The 15,847-nt window shown below is 62.5% G+C and carries 12 protein-coding genes; 5 read left to right on the forward strand and 7 right to left on the reverse strand.

The genetic code is table 11. From position 1 onward, the window contains the following. Positions 1-9: 9 nt before the first annotated feature. Positions 10-1,806 (reverse strand): phosphogluconate dehydratase, encoded by a 1,797-nt coding sequence (gene edd / locus G5287_RS08300; protein WP_216952665.1) that lies wholly within the window; start codon positions 1,804-1,806, stop codon positions 10-12. Then, entirely contained in the window at positions 1,803-2,312 is a 510-nt protein-coding gene (locus G5287_RS08305) for a gluconokinase (protein WP_005340649.1), read from the reverse strand. The genes edd and G5287_RS08305 overlap by 4 nt, the downstream gene beginning before the upstream one ends. 245 nt (positions 2,313-2,557) lie before the next feature. Between G5287_RS08305 and gntU the strand changes: the two genes are divergently transcribed. The 4 genes from gntU (at position 2,558) to G5287_RS08325 (ending at position 9,783) form a co-directional block, all read left to right on the forward strand. Beyond that, positions 2,558-3,898, forward strand: a complete 1,341-nt coding sequence (gene gntU, locus G5287_RS08310; protein ID WP_005355418.1) for a gluconate transporter — start codon at positions 2,558-2,560, stop codon at positions 3,896-3,898. Between the two features lie 150 nt (positions 3,899-4,048). Further along, positions 4,049-5,398, forward strand: coding sequence for a CDP-diacylglycerol--serine O-phosphatidyltransferase (gene pssA / locus G5287_RS08315; RefSeq protein ID WP_421231136.1), 1,350 nt, complete (start codon positions 4,049-4,051; stop codon positions 5,396-5,398). A gap of 190 nt (positions 5,399-5,588) precedes the next feature. Beyond that, complete coding sequence (gene recG, locus G5287_RS08320) at positions 5,589-7,658, forward strand: ATP-dependent DNA helicase RecG (protein WP_421231137.1); 2,070 nt, start codon at positions 5,589-5,591, stop codon at positions 7,656-7,658. A gap of 31 nt (positions 7,659-7,689) precedes the next feature. Then, positions 7,690-9,783, forward strand: coding sequence for an AsmA-like C-terminal region-containing protein (locus tag G5287_RS08325; RefSeq protein WP_421231138.1), 2,094 nt, complete (start codon positions 7,690-7,692; stop codon positions 9,781-9,783). Positions 9,784-9,861: 78 nt separating this feature from the next. Here G5287_RS08325 and G5287_RS08330 read toward each other — a convergent pair whose 3' ends face one another. Then, positions 9,862-10,770 carry a bifunctional GNAT family N-acetyltransferase/hotdog fold thioesterase gene (locus G5287_RS08330; protein ID WP_139437785.1) on the reverse strand — a complete coding sequence of 303 codons (909 nt, stop codon included), beginning with the start codon at positions 10,768-10,770 and terminating at the stop codon, positions 9,862-9,864. A gap of 51 nt (positions 10,771-10,821) precedes the next feature. Here G5287_RS08330 and G5287_RS08335 point away from each other — a divergent pair, with 51 nt between their 5' ends. Beyond that, positions 10,822-11,502, forward strand: coding sequence for a spermidine synthase (locus tag G5287_RS08335; protein WP_162628440.1), 681 nt, complete (start codon positions 10,822-10,824; stop codon positions 11,500-11,502). Here G5287_RS08335 and dtd read toward each other — a convergent pair. The 4 genes from dtd to G5287_RS08355 form a co-directional block, all read right to left on the reverse strand. Beyond that, positions 11,491-11,928 (reverse strand): D-aminoacyl-tRNA deacylase, encoded by a 438-nt coding sequence (gene dtd / locus G5287_RS08340; protein WP_227341589.1) that lies wholly within the window; start codon positions 11,926-11,928, stop codon positions 11,491-11,493. The genes G5287_RS08335 and dtd overlap by 12 nt on opposite strands. A gap of 92 nt (positions 11,929-12,020) precedes the next feature. Then, complete coding sequence (locus tag G5287_RS08345) at positions 12,021-12,893, reverse strand: virulence factor BrkB family protein (protein WP_005340664.1); 873 nt, start codon at positions 12,891-12,893, stop codon at positions 12,021-12,023. Between the two features lie 176 nt (positions 12,894-13,069). Next, the gene (locus tag G5287_RS08350) at positions 13,070-14,311 is read right to left on the reverse strand and encodes a malic enzyme-like NAD(P)-binding protein (RefSeq protein ID WP_421231139.1); all 1,242 of its coding nucleotides are present in this window, start codon (positions 14,309-14,311) and stop codon (positions 13,070-13,072) included. 254 nt (positions 14,312-14,565) lie between these two features. Continuing rightward, the gene (locus G5287_RS08355) at positions 14,566-15,792 is read right to left on the reverse strand and encodes an aromatic amino acid transporter (RefSeq protein ID WP_005355439.1); all 1,227 of its coding nucleotides are present in this window, start codon (positions 15,790-15,792) and stop codon (positions 14,566-14,568) included. Positions 15,793-15,847 lie beyond the last annotated feature (55 nt).

Consider the following 15,847-nt stretch of genomic DNA (forward strand, 5'->3'; position numbering starts at 1 on the left):
AGCTCTTCCTTAGTCAAAGATGGTAGCGCCACACTCGGCGCTCGATACCGCGCGACGCATCACGCTGAACAGTTCACGGCCCCACCCCTCTTGTTCCAGAGTGAGGTCAATCTCGGCCTGGGTACGGCCACTCAAATCGGTCAGGCAATCGAGGCTGCCGTTTACCGCGTCAACCCGCAGCAGGTCGCCGTCAGCAAGCAGGCCGATGGCCCCGCCGTGCAGCGCTTCCGGGGTGACGTGGATGGCGGCCGGGATCTTGCCGGAGGCACCGGAGAGGCGGCCATCGGTGACCAGCGCCACCTTGTAACCCGCCTTCTGCAGGTTGCCTAGCACCGGCATCAGCTTGTGCAGCTCCGGCATGCCGTTGGCGGCCGGGCCATTGTGGCGCACCACGATCACGGCGTCCTGATTGAGATCGCCCGCCTTGTAGGCCGCTTCCACCGCATGCTGGGAGGAGAAGACCCGCGCCGGCGCTTCAATCACCCGATACTCGGGAGCCACAGCTGAGACCTTGACCACGGCACGACCCAGATTGCCCGCCAGCAGCTTGGTGCCGCCAGTGGCCTGGAACACGCTGCCGGAAGGTGAAAGCACGCTCGCATCGCCGCTCTCGCCCACCGGCTGCCATACCAGCTGGCCATCGACCAGTGCCGGGCGGCTGAGGTAATCCTGCATCTCGCCAAAGACCGGAGTGGCGTCCATGTGGATCAGCCCCTCTTGCGCCAGACGGCGCATCAGGCCGGGCACGCCGCCTGCCTGTTCGAAGGCGTTGACGTCGGCCGGGCCGTTCGGGTACATGCGAACCAGCAGCGGCACCACGTCGGAGAGATCGCTGATGTCATCCCAGGTCAGTACCAGACCGGCCGCGCGGGCCAGCGCCACCATGTGGATGCTGTGGTTGGTGCTGCCGCCAGAGGCGAGCAGGGCCACCAGACCGTTGACCAGCGAGCGCTCATCCAGCACCTCGCTCAGCGGGCGATAGGCCGGGGAACCCGGGATCATGGCGCTGATGCGGCGGGCCGCTTCAGCGGTCAGGGCGCGGCGCAGCTCGCTATGCGGGTGCACAAAGGCGGAGCCCGGCAGCATCAGGCCCATGGCCTCGAACACCAGCTGGTTGGTGTTGGCGGTGCCGTAGAAGGTGCAGGTGCCTGCCGCGTGGTAGGCGCCGCACTCCATCTCCAGCAGAGCATCGCGACCCACTTCACCGGCGGCGTACTTCTGACGCACCTTCACCTTCTCGTCGTTGCTGATGCCGCTCGCCATCGGGCCAGCAGGAACAAATGCAGTCGGCAGGTGGGCGTGGGAGAGGGCCCCCATGATCTGGCCCGGAGCGATCTTGTCGCAGATGCCGAGCAGCAGGGTGGCGTCGAAGGTGTTGTGAGAGAGCGACAGCGCGGTCGCCTGGGCGATCAGGTCGCGGGAGAAGAGGGACATGTCCATCCCCGGCTGCCCCTGGGTCACGCCATCGCACATGGCGGGCACGCCGCCGGCGACCTGAGCACTGTGGCCCAGTTCGGCCAGCGCGCCCTTGATGATATCCGGATAGCCCTGATAGGGCTGATGGGCACTCAGCATGTCGTTGTAGGCGGTGACGATACCGACGTTGGCACGGGTCATGTCGAGGATGCGACCCTTCTCGTCACTGCTGCAGGCGGCCACGGCGTGGGCCAGGTTGCCGCAGGCCAGTGCGGCGCGGGTCTTGCCTTGCTCGGCCTGACGCTGGATGCGGGCCATAAAGGCCTGACGGCGGGCGGCACTGCGCTCGCGGATGCGGGCAGTGACGTCGGAAATTACCTTATGAATCATTGGGCTTGCTCCAATGCTGTGACGGCGCGGTCAACCACCTGTTCGAAGGTGCCGTCTATATCAATGTGGAATACACCGGCTTCGCCATCCGGGCGCTCCAGGGTATCGAACTGACTTTGTACCATGCTTTCACGCATGAAGTGGCCCTTGCGGGCACGCATCCGCTCGAGGATCAGCGGCTGGCTGCCATCTAGGAAGATGAAGCTGACCGACTCGTTGCCTTCACGGATCTGGTCGCGGTACTTCTTTTTGAGGGCGGAACAGACAATGATGCCGGTCTCGTTCTTCTGCTCGAGACTGTAGGCGGCGTCGCGGATCCGCTCCAGCCAGGGGGCACGATCCTCATCGTTGAGGGGGTTGCCGCCAGCCATCTTCTGGATGTTGGCCTTGGGGTGCAGGTCATCACCATCTATGAACTTGGCGCCCAGCGCTTCGGCCACTTTCAGACCCACGCTGGATTTGCCGCTACCACACACACCCATCACGATAATGCACTTACCCGCCATAATTTGACCTCTGTCCCACTTTTCAAAAAACCAGCTGTTGATGGGTTCTAATCTAACACGTTACCGGTAACATGTTACCGGTAACGATTGAAAATGTGAAGTCTGCCACAGACTGAGCAAACCCATAGTCACCTGGGCATATGATGTTGAGCCCTTGCCATAAATCTAAATAAATCATAAAGATATGGTTTGCCGACGGATCGGCAAGGTGTCACGACTGAACTTGGAAAAAGGAACGCATAACAATGTCTGACCTCTCCCTGATCATGACAGCCGCCGGCTCGATTGTGCTGCTGCTCTTCCTGGTGATGAAGGCCCGGCTCCACGCCGTGGTAGCCCTGATCCTGGTCTCCATGGTGGCGGGTCTCGCCGCTGGCATGAACCCGGCCGACATCGCCAACACCATCCAGAAAGGGATGGGTGGCACCCTCGGTTTCGTCGCGGTAGTGGTGGCGCTGGGCGCCATGTTCGGCAAGGTGATGGAAGTGACCGGTGCCCTCGACCGGGTGGCTCACACCCTGCTCGGCAAGTTCGGCGTCAAGCGCGCCAACTGGGCCATGGCCCTGACCGGCTTTGTCTGCGCCCTGCCGCTCTTCTTTGACGTGGCCGTGGTGCTGCTGATCGGCGTCGCCTTCGCCATCGTCCGTCGTGGCGGTGGCAGCGTGGTTAAGATTGGTATCGCCCTGCTGGCCGGTATCGCGACTTGCCAGGCCTTCCTTATTCCGGCGCCGGGCCCGATCCTGGTGGCATCCCAGCTGGGGGCCGACTTCGGCTACATGATCCTGTTCGGCCTGATCGCCGCCGTACCGGCGCTGATCCTGGCTGGCCCGCTGTTCGGTGACTTCATCAGCAAGATCGTCGATGTACCGCTGCCTGCCGATGCCCAGAACAGCGTCCACGATGACAGCAAATCCCTGCCCTCCTTCGGGCTGGCCATGGGCCTCATCGGTCTGCCGCTGCTGCTGATCGGCCTCAAGACCATCGTCGGTCGTTTCGTCGAGGCGGGCTCCACCCTGCACAACTGGCTGGAGTTCATCGGTCACCCCTTCACCGCCATCATGGTCGCCTGTCTGGCCGCCTTCTATCTGCTGGGTATTCGCCGCGGCATGTCCCGTGACGAGGTGATGAGCGTCTGCAACAGCGCCATCCAGCCGGCAGGCGTCATCATTCTGGTGACCGGTGCCGGTGGCGTGTTCAAGCAGGTGCTGGTTGATTCCGGCGTGGGTGCCGCCCTTGGCAACATGCTGGCCGACTCCGGTCTGCCCATCGTCGCGCTGGCCTTCATTCTGGCCGCTGCGGTACGGGTGATTCAGGGCTCTGCCACTGTCGCCATGCTGACCGCCTGCGGTCTGGTGCTGCCGATGCTGGAGCCGCTCGGCCTGAACGGTGCCCAGCTGGCGGCCGTCACCATCGCCATCGGCGGCGGTGCCATCGTGCTCTCCCACGTCAACGACTCCGGTTTCTGGCTGGCCAACCGCTACCTCGGCCTGACCGAGAAGCAGACCCTGCAGACTTGGACCGTGATGGAAACCATCATCGGCACCACTGGCGGCGTGATGGCGATGATCATCTACAGCTTCCTCTGACAAGGGCGAAATGCTGACAAAAAGGCCTCACTCGTGAGGCCTTTTTCATCTTTCTGATGATTCTTTCTTTGGCTGAGAGGGCGAGATTGCTAGAATCGCCTATTCATCGCTCCGAGTGGAACGCTTAACCCCGTGATTTCAGGTTTATCTATGCATTCATCGGCCCATTATCGACAACTGCTGGCGCGCCTGCCCCAGATCGCCGTCGCAGCGGATCAGTTTGAAGTGCTCTACAGCGCCCAGGATTTCAAACGCCGCATTCTTGCGCTTATCGCCAGTGCCACCCGGCGCATCTATCTGGTCGCGCTCTATCTGCAGGATGACGAAGCAGGCCGGGAGATCCTCTCCGCCCTCTACGCCGCCAAGCAGCGCAATCCGGCCCTCGACATCAAGCTGTTCGTCGACTTCCACCGTGCCCAGCGCGGCCTGATCGGCAAAGGCAAGCAGGGCGGCAACCACCTGATGTATCAGGCCATGGCTGCCGAACACGAGCACCAGATCGAAATCTACGGCGTGCCGGTCAAAGGGCGCGAGCTGCTCGGCGTGCTCCACCTCAAGGGCTTCATCTTTGATGATGTGGTGCTCTACTCCGGTGCCAGCCTCAACGACATCTACCTGCACCAGCAGGATCGCTACCGCTTCGATCGCTATCACCAGATCACCAGCCCGGAGCTGGCCCGCAGCATGGTCAACTACGTGGATGATCTGTTCGTGAAGAGCGACGCGGTGCAGCGACTGGATCACAGCGACATCCCCAGCGCCAAACAGCTGAAAGGGCCGATCCGCCACTTCAAGCAGAACCTGCGCCAGAGCCAGTACCGTTTCAGCACCATGCCGGTCAACACCCAGGAGGTGGCCGTCACCCCCATGGTGGGTCTGGGTAAGCGCAACAATCAGCTCAACTTGATGATCCGCAATCTGGTGCGCGCCACCGAGCGGGAGATCTTCATCTGCACCCCTTACTTCAACCCGCCCAAGGAGTTGAGCAAGGATATCGAGGATCTGCTGCAGCGCGGTTGCAAAGTGACCATCGTAGTGGGCGACAAGACCGCCAACGACTTCTTCATTCCGCCGGAAGAGAAGTTCTCCACCATCGGTGGCCTGCCCTATCTCTACGAAACCAACCTGCGCAAGTTTGCCGAGCGCAACCAGCGCCACATCGACGACGGTCGCCTCAACCTGATGCTCTGGTGTTGCGAGCGCAACTCCTACCATCTCAAGGGGATCTTCGTGGATGACGAGTGGGCCCTGCTCACCGGCAACAACCTCAACCCCCGCGCCTGGGCGCTGGATCTGGAGAATGGCCTGCTGGTGCACGATCGTCGCCACCTGCTGCGTCCCCAGTTCAACGCGGAGCGGGAGAACATCCTGACCAACACCAAGCGGATCAGCCACTTCGATCAGGTGGAGCAGATTCAGGACTACCCGGAACAGGTGCGCAAGCTGCTGGGACGGATCCACCGGGTCAAGGCCCACCTGCTGCTCAAACGCATCATCTGACCTTGGGCGCCATACGCCCGCACCTTGCCTGTTGGCAGCCGCACAAAGGCCTCCCGTTTTCGGCAGGCCTTTGTTATATCCGCCGTTTCCCCCGCCTTGACGGCCCAGCCAGCAGCAACTCGGCTTGCATCGGCCCCACAACAACCCCTATCATCTGGACATATTTACAGTGTTTTCGGGCATCTAATTGATGAAATTGGATAAAATTCCTCTCGATAGCCTCAAGGGTGTCGGCAGCAAGATGCTGGAGAAGCTCGAGCGGCTGGGGCTGGCCACGGTACAGGACCTGCTGTTCCACCTCCCCCTGCGCTACGAGGACCGCACCCAGGTGTGGCCCATCGGCGATCTGCCGCCCGGCCTTCACGGCGCAGTCGAGGGCGAAATCCAGGACACTCAGCTGGTGATGGGGCGCCGCCGCATGATGGTCTGTCGCATCAGCGATGGTACCGGCACCCTCACCCTGCGCTTCTTCAACTTCACCGCCGCCCAGAAAAACCGTCTGGCGACGGGCCGTCTGATCCGCTGCTTTGGCGAGGTGCGCCCCGGCAAATACGGGCTGGAGATGGCCCACCCCGAGTACAAGCTGCTCGGTGAGGAGCAAGCTGGTCAGACCGAAGAGGCGCTCACCCCCGTCTACCCGACTACCGAAGGGCTGCGCCAGCTCACCCTGCGCAATCTCACCGATCAGGCGCTGGCCCAGCTCGACCTCTACGGCGTGGAGGAGCTGCTGCCCGCCGGACTCTATCCCCATCAGATTGAACTGGCCGCCGCCCTGAAGCTGCTGCATCGCCCGCCTCCCTCGGTGGCGCTGCCGCTGCTGGAAAGCGGCCAACATCCGGCCCAGCAGCGACTGGTACTGGAGGAGCTGCTGGCGCACAACCTCTCGGTACTCAAGGTGCGTGCTCAGGCACAAACCCAGCTGGCTCGCGCTCTCAAACCGGCGCCCGAGCTGGTTGAACAACTGCTCGGCGCTCTGCCGTTCAAACCCACCGGCGCCCAGAGCAGGGTAGTAGCGGAGATAAGCAAGGATCTGCAACAGAGCCACCCCATGATGCGGCTGGTGCAGGGGGATGTGGGCTCCGGCAAGACCCTGGTCGCGGCGCTGGCTGCCCTGCAGGCTATCGGCAACGGCTGTCAGGTGGGCTTGATGGCGCCGACCGAGCTGCTGGCCGAACAACACACCATCAACTTCGCCAAGTGGCTGGAGCCGCTCGGCATCGGAGTCGGCTGGCTGGCGGGCAAACAGAAAGGCAAGGCGCGGGAAGAGTCGCTGGCCGCCATCGCCGATGGTAGCGTCAAAATGGTGGTGGGCACCCACGCCATCTTTCAGGAGCAGGTGGTGTTCCAGCGTCTGGCGCTGGTCATCATCGATGAACAGCACAGATTCGGGGTGCATCAGCGCCTCGCCCTGCGCGAGAAAGGGGAGCGGGAAGGGGTGCATCCCCATCAGCTCATCATGACCGCTACCCCGATCCCCCGCACCCTGGCGATGACCGCCTATGCCGACCTCGACACCTCGGTCATCGACGAGCTGCCGCCGGGCCGAACCCCCATCACCACGGTCGCGCTGCCCAACAGCCGTCGCGGCGATGTGATCGAGCGGGTCAAGCTCGCCTGCACCGAGGGCAAGCAGGCTTACTGGGTCTGCACCCTGATCGAGGAGTCGGAGGTGCTGGAGTGTCAGGCCGCCGAGGATACCGCCGCCGAGCTGCAGAACCTGTTGCCCGGTCTGCATATCGGGCTGGTGCACGGCCGGATGCGGCCGGTGGAGAAACAGCGGGTGATGGAGGAGTTCAAGGCAGGCATACTGCAACTGCTGGTCGCCACCACCGTCATCGAGGTGGGGGTGGATGTGCCCAACGCCAGCCTGATGATCATCGAGAACCCGGAACGGCTCGGGCTGGCGCAGCTGCACCAGCTGCGCGGCCGGGTTGGCCGGGGGGCGGTGGCCTCTCACTGCGTGCTGCTCTATCATGCCCCCTTGTCCAAGACGGCCCAGAGCCGGCTCGGGGTGCTGCGGGAGACCAACGACGGCTTCCTCATCGCCCAGCGCGATCTGGAACTGCGCGGCCCGGGGGAACTGCTCGGCACCCGCCAGACAGGTCTGGCCGATCTCAAGATCGCTGATCTGGTGCGGGATCAGCCGCTTATTCCGCAGGTGCAAAAAATGGCGCGCTTCCTCATGGATAGGCACCCAAGCCATGTCGAACCCTTGATACGGCGCTGGCTCGGTCTGCGAGACCACTACTCAAACGCCTGACAACCAATCCCAAAACAGGAGGAAAGCACCCATGAATTCCTGGCTACGCGGCCTGCTCTACACCTTCGCCTTCCTGCTGCTATTTGTCTGGGTTGCCCTCGGCCTGTTCGACGCCGAGCGCGCCAAAGGCCCCATCACCAGCTGGATCAGCCAGCAGACCGGCGTGCCGGTCACCATAGGGCGACTGGTATTCAACCCACTTCACCCCTACACCCTGCTGGCAGAGCAGGTACGCTACGGCGATGCGGTCTCCCTCGACAAGATCTATCTGGAGATCGAGAGCATCGACTGGCTGAGCCGCGACGTGCGCATCGCCCATCTCGATCTCATTCGTCCCGCCATCAAGCTGCCGCTGCCCAACCAGCTGCCAAGCCTGCCGGTGCACTCCCTCACCATCAGTGACAGCACCATAGACCGGCTCAGTCTGGAGAGCCCCGAGCTGACCCTGCGCGGCCTCAATGCCACCCTGAGCGACTGGGAGCTGATCGATCCGAAACGGCAGCCACAGGCCAACCTGAGCCTCAATATCGGCCAGCTGGAGACCCCGCAATTCACCTTCGCCCGCCTCAACCTGCAAGGACGGCTGGAGGGTGAAGTGCTGCGTACCGACAAGCTGGTGACCAACCTGTTCGACGGTCTGCTGGAGACCGGCATGGTGCTGGACTGGCCCGCCCGCACCCTGCAACTGCACGACCTCAAGGCGCGCGGCCTGCGGGTCGAGCTGGGGGACCTGACACAACAAGGCTTCCCGCAGCGCTTCCCGTTGCAAAGCGTGTCGCTGGATCGCGGTCAGTTGGACGACGTCAGCCTCAACGACATCAATCAGGAGCTCTCCTTCAACAACTTCAGCGGCCAGCTCACCGCCTTCAACTGGCAGGCGGGCAACCAGCCCACCGGCTATCTGAGCGGCACCCTGGGGGACATGGGGCGCGGCCTGTTCCAGCTGGAGGAGATCAAGGGCAAGCTCGCCTTCTCGCCCCAGCAGATCGACGGCGAACTGCAGGGCAAGGCCTATGAAGGGGAGTTCAATGTCGAGCTCTCCCTCGATAGCCAGCAGCAGAAGCTGACCCTGAAAGACGTGGCGCTCAGCGGCATGGATATCAGCCTGCCGCAGGGTTGGTGGCAGGATTGGCAGAGCTGGCGCCCGCAGCAGGTGGATATCCGCAAGCTGGCGTTCGACAAGCTCAAGGTGCTCTCCTTCGACGATACCCTGCCCCTGTCGCTGACCGGCTGGCAGCTCTATCTGAGCGATCTCGCCCTGCGCGATAACCAACCCGGCCCGCTGCTCGGCCGCGCCCGTATCGAGAGCAAATGGTTCGAGCTGGTGTGGGATGGCCTCAGCGCCCGTAACGGCGAGCTGGATGGGGAGCTGACCCCCAGCTCCTGGCAACTGGGCAAACTCACCAGCTCGCTGCCGGATGAGGGCACCTTCAGCCTGAGTGGCCAGTGGGGCCGCGAGCCGGGCCAGAGCAGCCGCCTGCAACTGCAGGCGACCAAGCTGGACCTGGTGCAGTGGGGCAAGATATTCCACTCCCCGGTCTCCTTTGCCGGCAAGGCGGACGTGAGCGCCGATCTGCAAGCCGAACATGGCAAAACGGCGGGCGAGTGGCGCCAGAGCCTGCAGGGGAGCTTTGCCCTCGATGCCGACGAGCCGTTCTGGGACAAGGTAAAGATAGATCCGCTGCTGGATGAGTGGTTCAAGGGCGCGACCCCGCCCACCCTGACGCCGGAACAGCTGTGGCAGGCGATGCAGGAGGGTGACACCCCCTTCTACCGCATCAAGCTGCAGGGCAAGATCGACAAGGGGCAACTACAAGTCGAGCAGGCTGGCGCCTCCACCATCACCCATCTGCTGGCGCTGCAAGGGGGGATCGATCTGGTCAACGAGCAGTGGCAGCTGGATCTGGGGATCCTCAACAGCAACCGCTGCGCCGAGCTGCTCGGCCAGTGGCGCGGGCCGTTGACGGAACCCACGCTGGCCTGGAGCTTCCCTCAGAAGCAGGACGCCTGCGGCTGGGAAGTGGGAGTACGCTATCCTCCGCAAGGCAACAGTGCCCCGCTCTGGCGACCGGCTCCCGCGCCGAAAGCCCAAAACCAGGCCCAAGTGCAGACCCAAGCCGGGTAGACAAGCGACAGCCAGCAAGGGTAAAAACAGACAAGGCCTCATGATGAGGCCTTGTTGTTTGATGGGGAAACGACGCGGTTACTGGCCCGGACGGCGGGGCGGCTGCACCACGTAGTGGCCGCAGAACTCAGCCGCCAGCTTGCTGCCGCTGAACAGCTGGATCTTGAGGCTGAAGGTGGCAGGCTCCCCCCGTTTGAGCGGCTGCAGCACGGCGGGCATCCCCTCGCGGGCCACCCGCGCCTCGGGCTCCTCATCGACCGGGCCATGATATTTGATGGAGCTCTCGGCCAGCACCGGCTCGCCCACCAGCCCCTCCTCTTTAAGCTGCAGCCAGATCAGCCCCCAGCCCGCCAGCACGCACTGGCTGTAGACACTGCCGGCAAACATGCTGCCATGCACGTTGAAGTTGGCCGCCAGATTGGCCTTGAGGTGGAAAGTCTGGCCATCGTAGTGGCTGATGTGCATCCCCATCTTCTCGCTGATGGGCACCCCGCGCGACCAGCGGGTGGTGAGATCCTGACACCACTCCGGCCGATACTGGATGGTCTGCAACGGGCTCAGGGATTTGATCATCTGGCGATGGGGAATCCGGCCAAAGGAGACGGGGCCGCCCCCCACTTCGAGAAAGCCGCACTTGCGATAGAACTCCACTGCCTCCTGACGGGCGTTCATCACCAGCCGTTTCACCTTCTCGCTGCGAGCCAGCTCCTCGAGATCCTCCACCATTTTGGCGCCCAGCCCCTGGCCGCGATATTCGGGACGCAGCGCCATAAAGCGGATCTGCGCCTCGTCACCGCCGATAAAGAGGCGGCCCACAGCGATGGGAGTACCATCGGGAGCCAGCATCAGCCGGTGAATGGCGACCGTATCGTATTCGTCCCGCTCGGAACCGACCGGCAGATTGAAGGGTTTACGCAGAAGTTCCCAGCGCAACTGGTAGTAGGCATCCAGCTCGGCGACTGTCTGAGGGGTGACTACCCGGTACATAGTTTCATCCTTGAGTTACACTGGTCGGAAACCATCTTGCCGTGCAAATTCATGGACTTCAATCTGCAAGCGTACCAAGCCGATCACTTGTTGCACCTCAGCGTCAAACCCCAGCGCCGCCTCACGGTACAGGAAAATGACCAGCACCGCTGGCTGGAGATAGATGGCGTGGTGCAATCCGCCATGTCGCTCGCCGACCCCGCGACCCTCTGTCTGCCCCATCAGCGGGTCATCGCCTGCCTGCTACCGGAGCGGGCTGAGCAAATCCTCGAACTGGGGCTGGGTGGCGGCGATCTCACCCGCCATCTGAGTCAGCGCTGGCCCGATGCTCGCCACGAGTGCGTTGACCTCGACGAAGAGGTGCTGACCGTTTATCAGCAGTTTTTCCAGCATCAGGCGCACGATGGGCAAGCCGTTCCGACACTCCATCAGGCCGATGCCCTCGCCTTTCTCGAGCAGAGCGAGCAGCAGTACGACCTCATCCTGCTCGATCTCTTCAGTCAGGATGGCAACCCGCTGCTGCTGTTTCAGGAGCGGCTCTACCGGGCGCTGGCTCCCCGCCTCTGCGGCACCCTGGTGATCAACCTGCTGCCGCGAACAGAACTGGAGCTAACCCACGCCCTGACACTGATAGAACAGTGGATTGGCCCCGCTACCCCCTATCCGGTTGCGGGGCTTATCAACGTGATCGTCCACGTCACACCGCGGGACGAGACATCCTCAGACCTGTAGCCAGAAGGTAACCGGGCCGTCGTTGACCAGCGCCACCTTCATGTCGGCGGCAAAACGCCCGGTTGCGGTCGGGATGCCGCTGGCAGCAGCCTTCGCCACGAAGTAGTCATAGAGGTGTTCGGCCTCGCTCGGGTGGGCACCGCAGGAGAAGCTGGGGCGCATCCCGCTCTTGGTATCGGCCGCCAGGGTAAACTGGGAGACCACCAGCAGGCTGCCGCCGACCTGACCGACATTGAGGTTCATCTTGCCATTCTCGTCACTGAAGACCCGATAGCCGCTCACCTTGTGCAGCAGTTTGTCGGCCTTGGCCTCGTCATCCCCCTGCTCTACTCCGAGCAGTACCAGCAATCCCTGACCGATGGCGCCGGTCACCTCCCCCTCAACAGTCACGCTGGCCTCGCTGACCCGCTGAATCAGTGCAATCACATCCCTCTCCTCTCAAAACAGAACGACCGCCCCGGCTCGATTGCAGGGGCGGTCGTCGATGCTACCAATAAACCGGTGGCCAAGGCGATGGCTTAGCCAAGCTCCTCGCTCGCCGGCTTCTCGTACTCACCGAGGCAGGCTGTGGTCTCCGCACCGAGCAGCACCACCAGCCAACTTAAATAGACCCAGACAAACAGAATCGGGATGGTGGCCAGCGCACCGTAGATGGCCTGATAGGAGGGGAAGTTGGTGATATAGATGGCAAAGCCGCGCTTGGCCAGCTCGAACAGGGTCGCCGCTACCAGCGCACCGATAAAGGCGTGGATCAGCCGCACCTTGCAGTTCGGCACCACGGTATAGACCAGCAGGAAGGTGAGCACCGAGAAGAGGAACGGCAAACCGCGCAACAGCAGATAACCGATGCCGAACAGGCTCTCGGCGCCAAACAGCCGCAGCGAGAAGATATAGGAGGAGATGGCGATACTGGCCCCGATAAGCACAGGCCCCAGGGTCAGGATCATCCAGTACATGGCAAAGGCCTGCGCCAGCGGGCGGCCCTGGGTCGAGCGCCAGATGTAGTTGAGGTTCTTGTCGATGGCGGAGATCAGCATCAACGCCACCACCACCAGCGCCCCAATCCCCACAGCAGTGGTGTTGGTGGCATTGGCGACGAAGCCGTCGATGTACTCCTTGAGCATATCGCCCGCGGTCGGCACGAAGTTGTGGTAGACGAACTGCTCCATCGCCTGCTTGAGGCTCTGGAACACCGGGAAGGCGGACATCATGCCAAAGACCACGGCGATCATCGGCACCAGTGAAAGCAGGGTGACATAGGCCAGATAACCGGCGGTAACCGTCAATCTGTCCTGCTGGAAACGGCCCCAGACAAACTGGGCAAAGTGGCGACCATCATGGCGCAAGAAGGAGAGGGCGTGGGCCAAACGGCCGCTGACAGGCTGCTGCATCTTGATTCTCGTTAGCGTCATAGTGGCAATATTGTGTCAGAGGAGAGCGCTGTTTGACCACCTTTGAACCCGATTTGCCTCCATATGCCCCAACCTGTTACCCGGGTTACGCCTCCGACTGTCGCCAGAAGCAGAGATAAAAACGGCCCCGCTATGGGGCCGTTTGCAACGCTGGATTACAGCATGTAGTCCGCAGGTAGCTCGATGCGGGCGACGCCGGAGGCCACCGCCGCCAGCGCCACGGCGCGGGCTACGCGCGGCAGCAGACGGGCATCCATCGGCTTGGGAATGACGTAATCCTTGCCGAAGGCAAGCTCGCTCACCCCGGCGGCGGTCAGCACCTCGGCTGGCACCAGCTCCTTGGCCAGCGCGCGGATCGCTTCGACCGCAGCAATCTTCATGGCATCGTTGATGCGGCTGGCACGGGCGTCGAGGGCTCCGCGGAAGATGAAGGGGAAGCAGAGCACGTTATTGATCTGGTTCGGGTAGTCGGAGCGGCCGGTACCCATGATGAGGTCGCTGCGTACGGCGTGGGCCAGCGCAGGCTTGATCTCCGGGTCCGGGTTGGAGCAGGCGAAGATCACCGGGTTGGGCGCCATCAGTGCGACCGCTTCGGCGGGCAACACGTCGGGGCCTGAAACACCGACAAACACATCTGCCCCTTCGATAACATCCATCAGGGTGCGCAGCGGGGTCTCGTTGGCGAAGCGCTGCTTGTACTTGTTGAGATCGCTGCGGCCGGTATGGATGACACCCTGACGATCCAGCATGAAGATGTTGTGCGCCCTGGCGCCGCACTTGATCAGCAGGTCCATGCAGGCGGTGGCGGCAGCCCCCGCCCCCATGCAGACGATGCGGCTGTCACTGATCTGCTTGCCCTGCACTTCCAGCGCGTTGAGCAGCCCGGCGGCGGTGACGATGGCGGTACCATGCTGATCATCGTGGAACACCGGAATGTCGCAGCGCGCGATCAGCGCCTCTTCAATCTCGAAACACTCCGGCGCCTTGATATCTTCCAGATTGATGCCACCGAAGGTATCGGCGATAGCCGCCACCGTGTCGATAAACTGCTGGCTGGTCTCGTGCTTCACCTCGATGTCAATGGCGTCGATACCGGCGAAGCGCTTGAACAGCAGGGCCTTGCCCTCCATCACCGGCTTGGAGGCCAGCGGCCCCAGATTACCCAGACCCAGAATGGCGGTGCCGTTGGAGATGACGGCCACCAGATTGCCCTTGCCGGTATAGCGGTAGGCATCGGCCGGGTTGGCGGCGATCTCGCGCACCGGCTCGGCAACCCCCGGGCTGTAGGCCAGCGCCAGATCGCGGGCGGTTTCGGCAGGCTTGGTCAGGGCGATGGCAATTTTGCCCGGTACGGGCAGGGCGTGGTAATCGAGTGCTTCTTGACGCAGATCGGACATGGGGGACCCCGATGTGGTTGGTGCAAATGAGGTGCCGACAGGGGGCACGCAGAAGGGCGGGGATCATAAAAGAAAGCGGTGGGCATGCCCAGCAGATCATGCTGCCATCAGCCAGATCAGACCAGTTATTTCAGCACCTTACCCCACCCACGCATACCACTTTAGTTATAGATTCTGCCGCATGGGATGAAAATGGAGCAAAAAGGGCGGCAAGTTGGCCTTGCCGCCCTTTCTGTCAGAACTGTAGACCTGACTCAGTTGCCCAGATAGACCGGCAACAGATTTGCCATCGACAGGAAGTGGAACAGCGCGGTCGCCAATCCGAACAGGATCAGCAGCCAGGCCATCAGCTTGCCGCCGGGGGTGACGAAATGGGGAGTCACTTCGCCCCGCTCGGCCCGCGCCCGGGTGCGCAGCACCAGCAGTGCCGGGATGATGCAGGTCCAGATGGTGGCGGCGGCACCGGCATAGCCGATGGCCAGCAGGAAGCCGAACGGGAAGAGCAGGGAGAGCACCAACGGCGGCAGGAAGGTGACCGCCCAGGTCTTGCAGCGACCGGCGCGGCTGTTGTCGAACTTGAACAGATCAGCCAGATAGTCGAACACCCCGAGCCCCACCCCGATAAAGGAGGAGAGAATGGCCGCCATGGAGAAGCCGTTGATGGCGCTGGCCACCTTCTCCGATTCGATCACCCCTGAAAGCGCGGAGAGCAGCACACTCACGTCACCCCCCTTGGCAATCACGGGGGCAAAATCCTGACGGGGCAGGTTGCCGAAAATCCCCAGCAGCCAGAGCACGTAGAGCGCCAGCGCGATCAGGGTTCCCCCCAGAATGGCCCATCTGGCCTGCTGCTCGTTCTGGTAATAGGCACGCAGGGAGGCAACCGAGTGGTGATAGCCGAACGAGGTGAGCGCCACCGGCAGCATCGCCATGGCATAGGGGGCGTAGCGACTCTCGCTGCCCGCCAGGTCGAGCAGGGTCGGCAGCTTGATACTGCCGAGCAGACCGGCCACACCGAGGGCGAAACTGAGGATCATGAAGGCGATCAGAACCACCGAAATACGGTCAACGGCGCGAGTCGAGTGCCACACCACCGCAGAGAAGAGCGCCACGAACAGCACGGATGCAAGCTTGCTGTCGATCCCCAGTATCCCCTGCAGGATGGCACCGGAGGAGGTGATATAGGCGTAGAGCAGAATGCCGCCAACAAAGTAGACCGAGAGGTTGTTGAGGAGATTGAGCTTCTCCCCCAGCAGCTCGCGAGTCACGGTATTGAAGGAGACCCGCATATCGTGGTGCTGGAAGGATTCCAGCAACATCCAGCCGGAGAGGGTCATCATCACCATGGTGACGGTCAGCGCCAGCACCGACCAGAGGGTCCAGGCCCCCGCCCCCGAACTCGGCAGACCGAGCATGCCGGCTCCCACGCAGACGCTGGCAATGATGCAGGCGCCCCCCAAAATTGACGGTTTTTTCTTCATAATCCCTTCTTTTTCTGACTGATTATCTATCCGCGGTAAACAAGACCGCGGCATG

Origin of the sequence: Aeromonas sp. 603079 (assembly GCF_049172135.1) — a bacterium.
GTDB lineage: Bacteria > Pseudomonadota > Gammaproteobacteria > Enterobacterales > Aeromonadaceae > Aeromonas > Aeromonas veronii.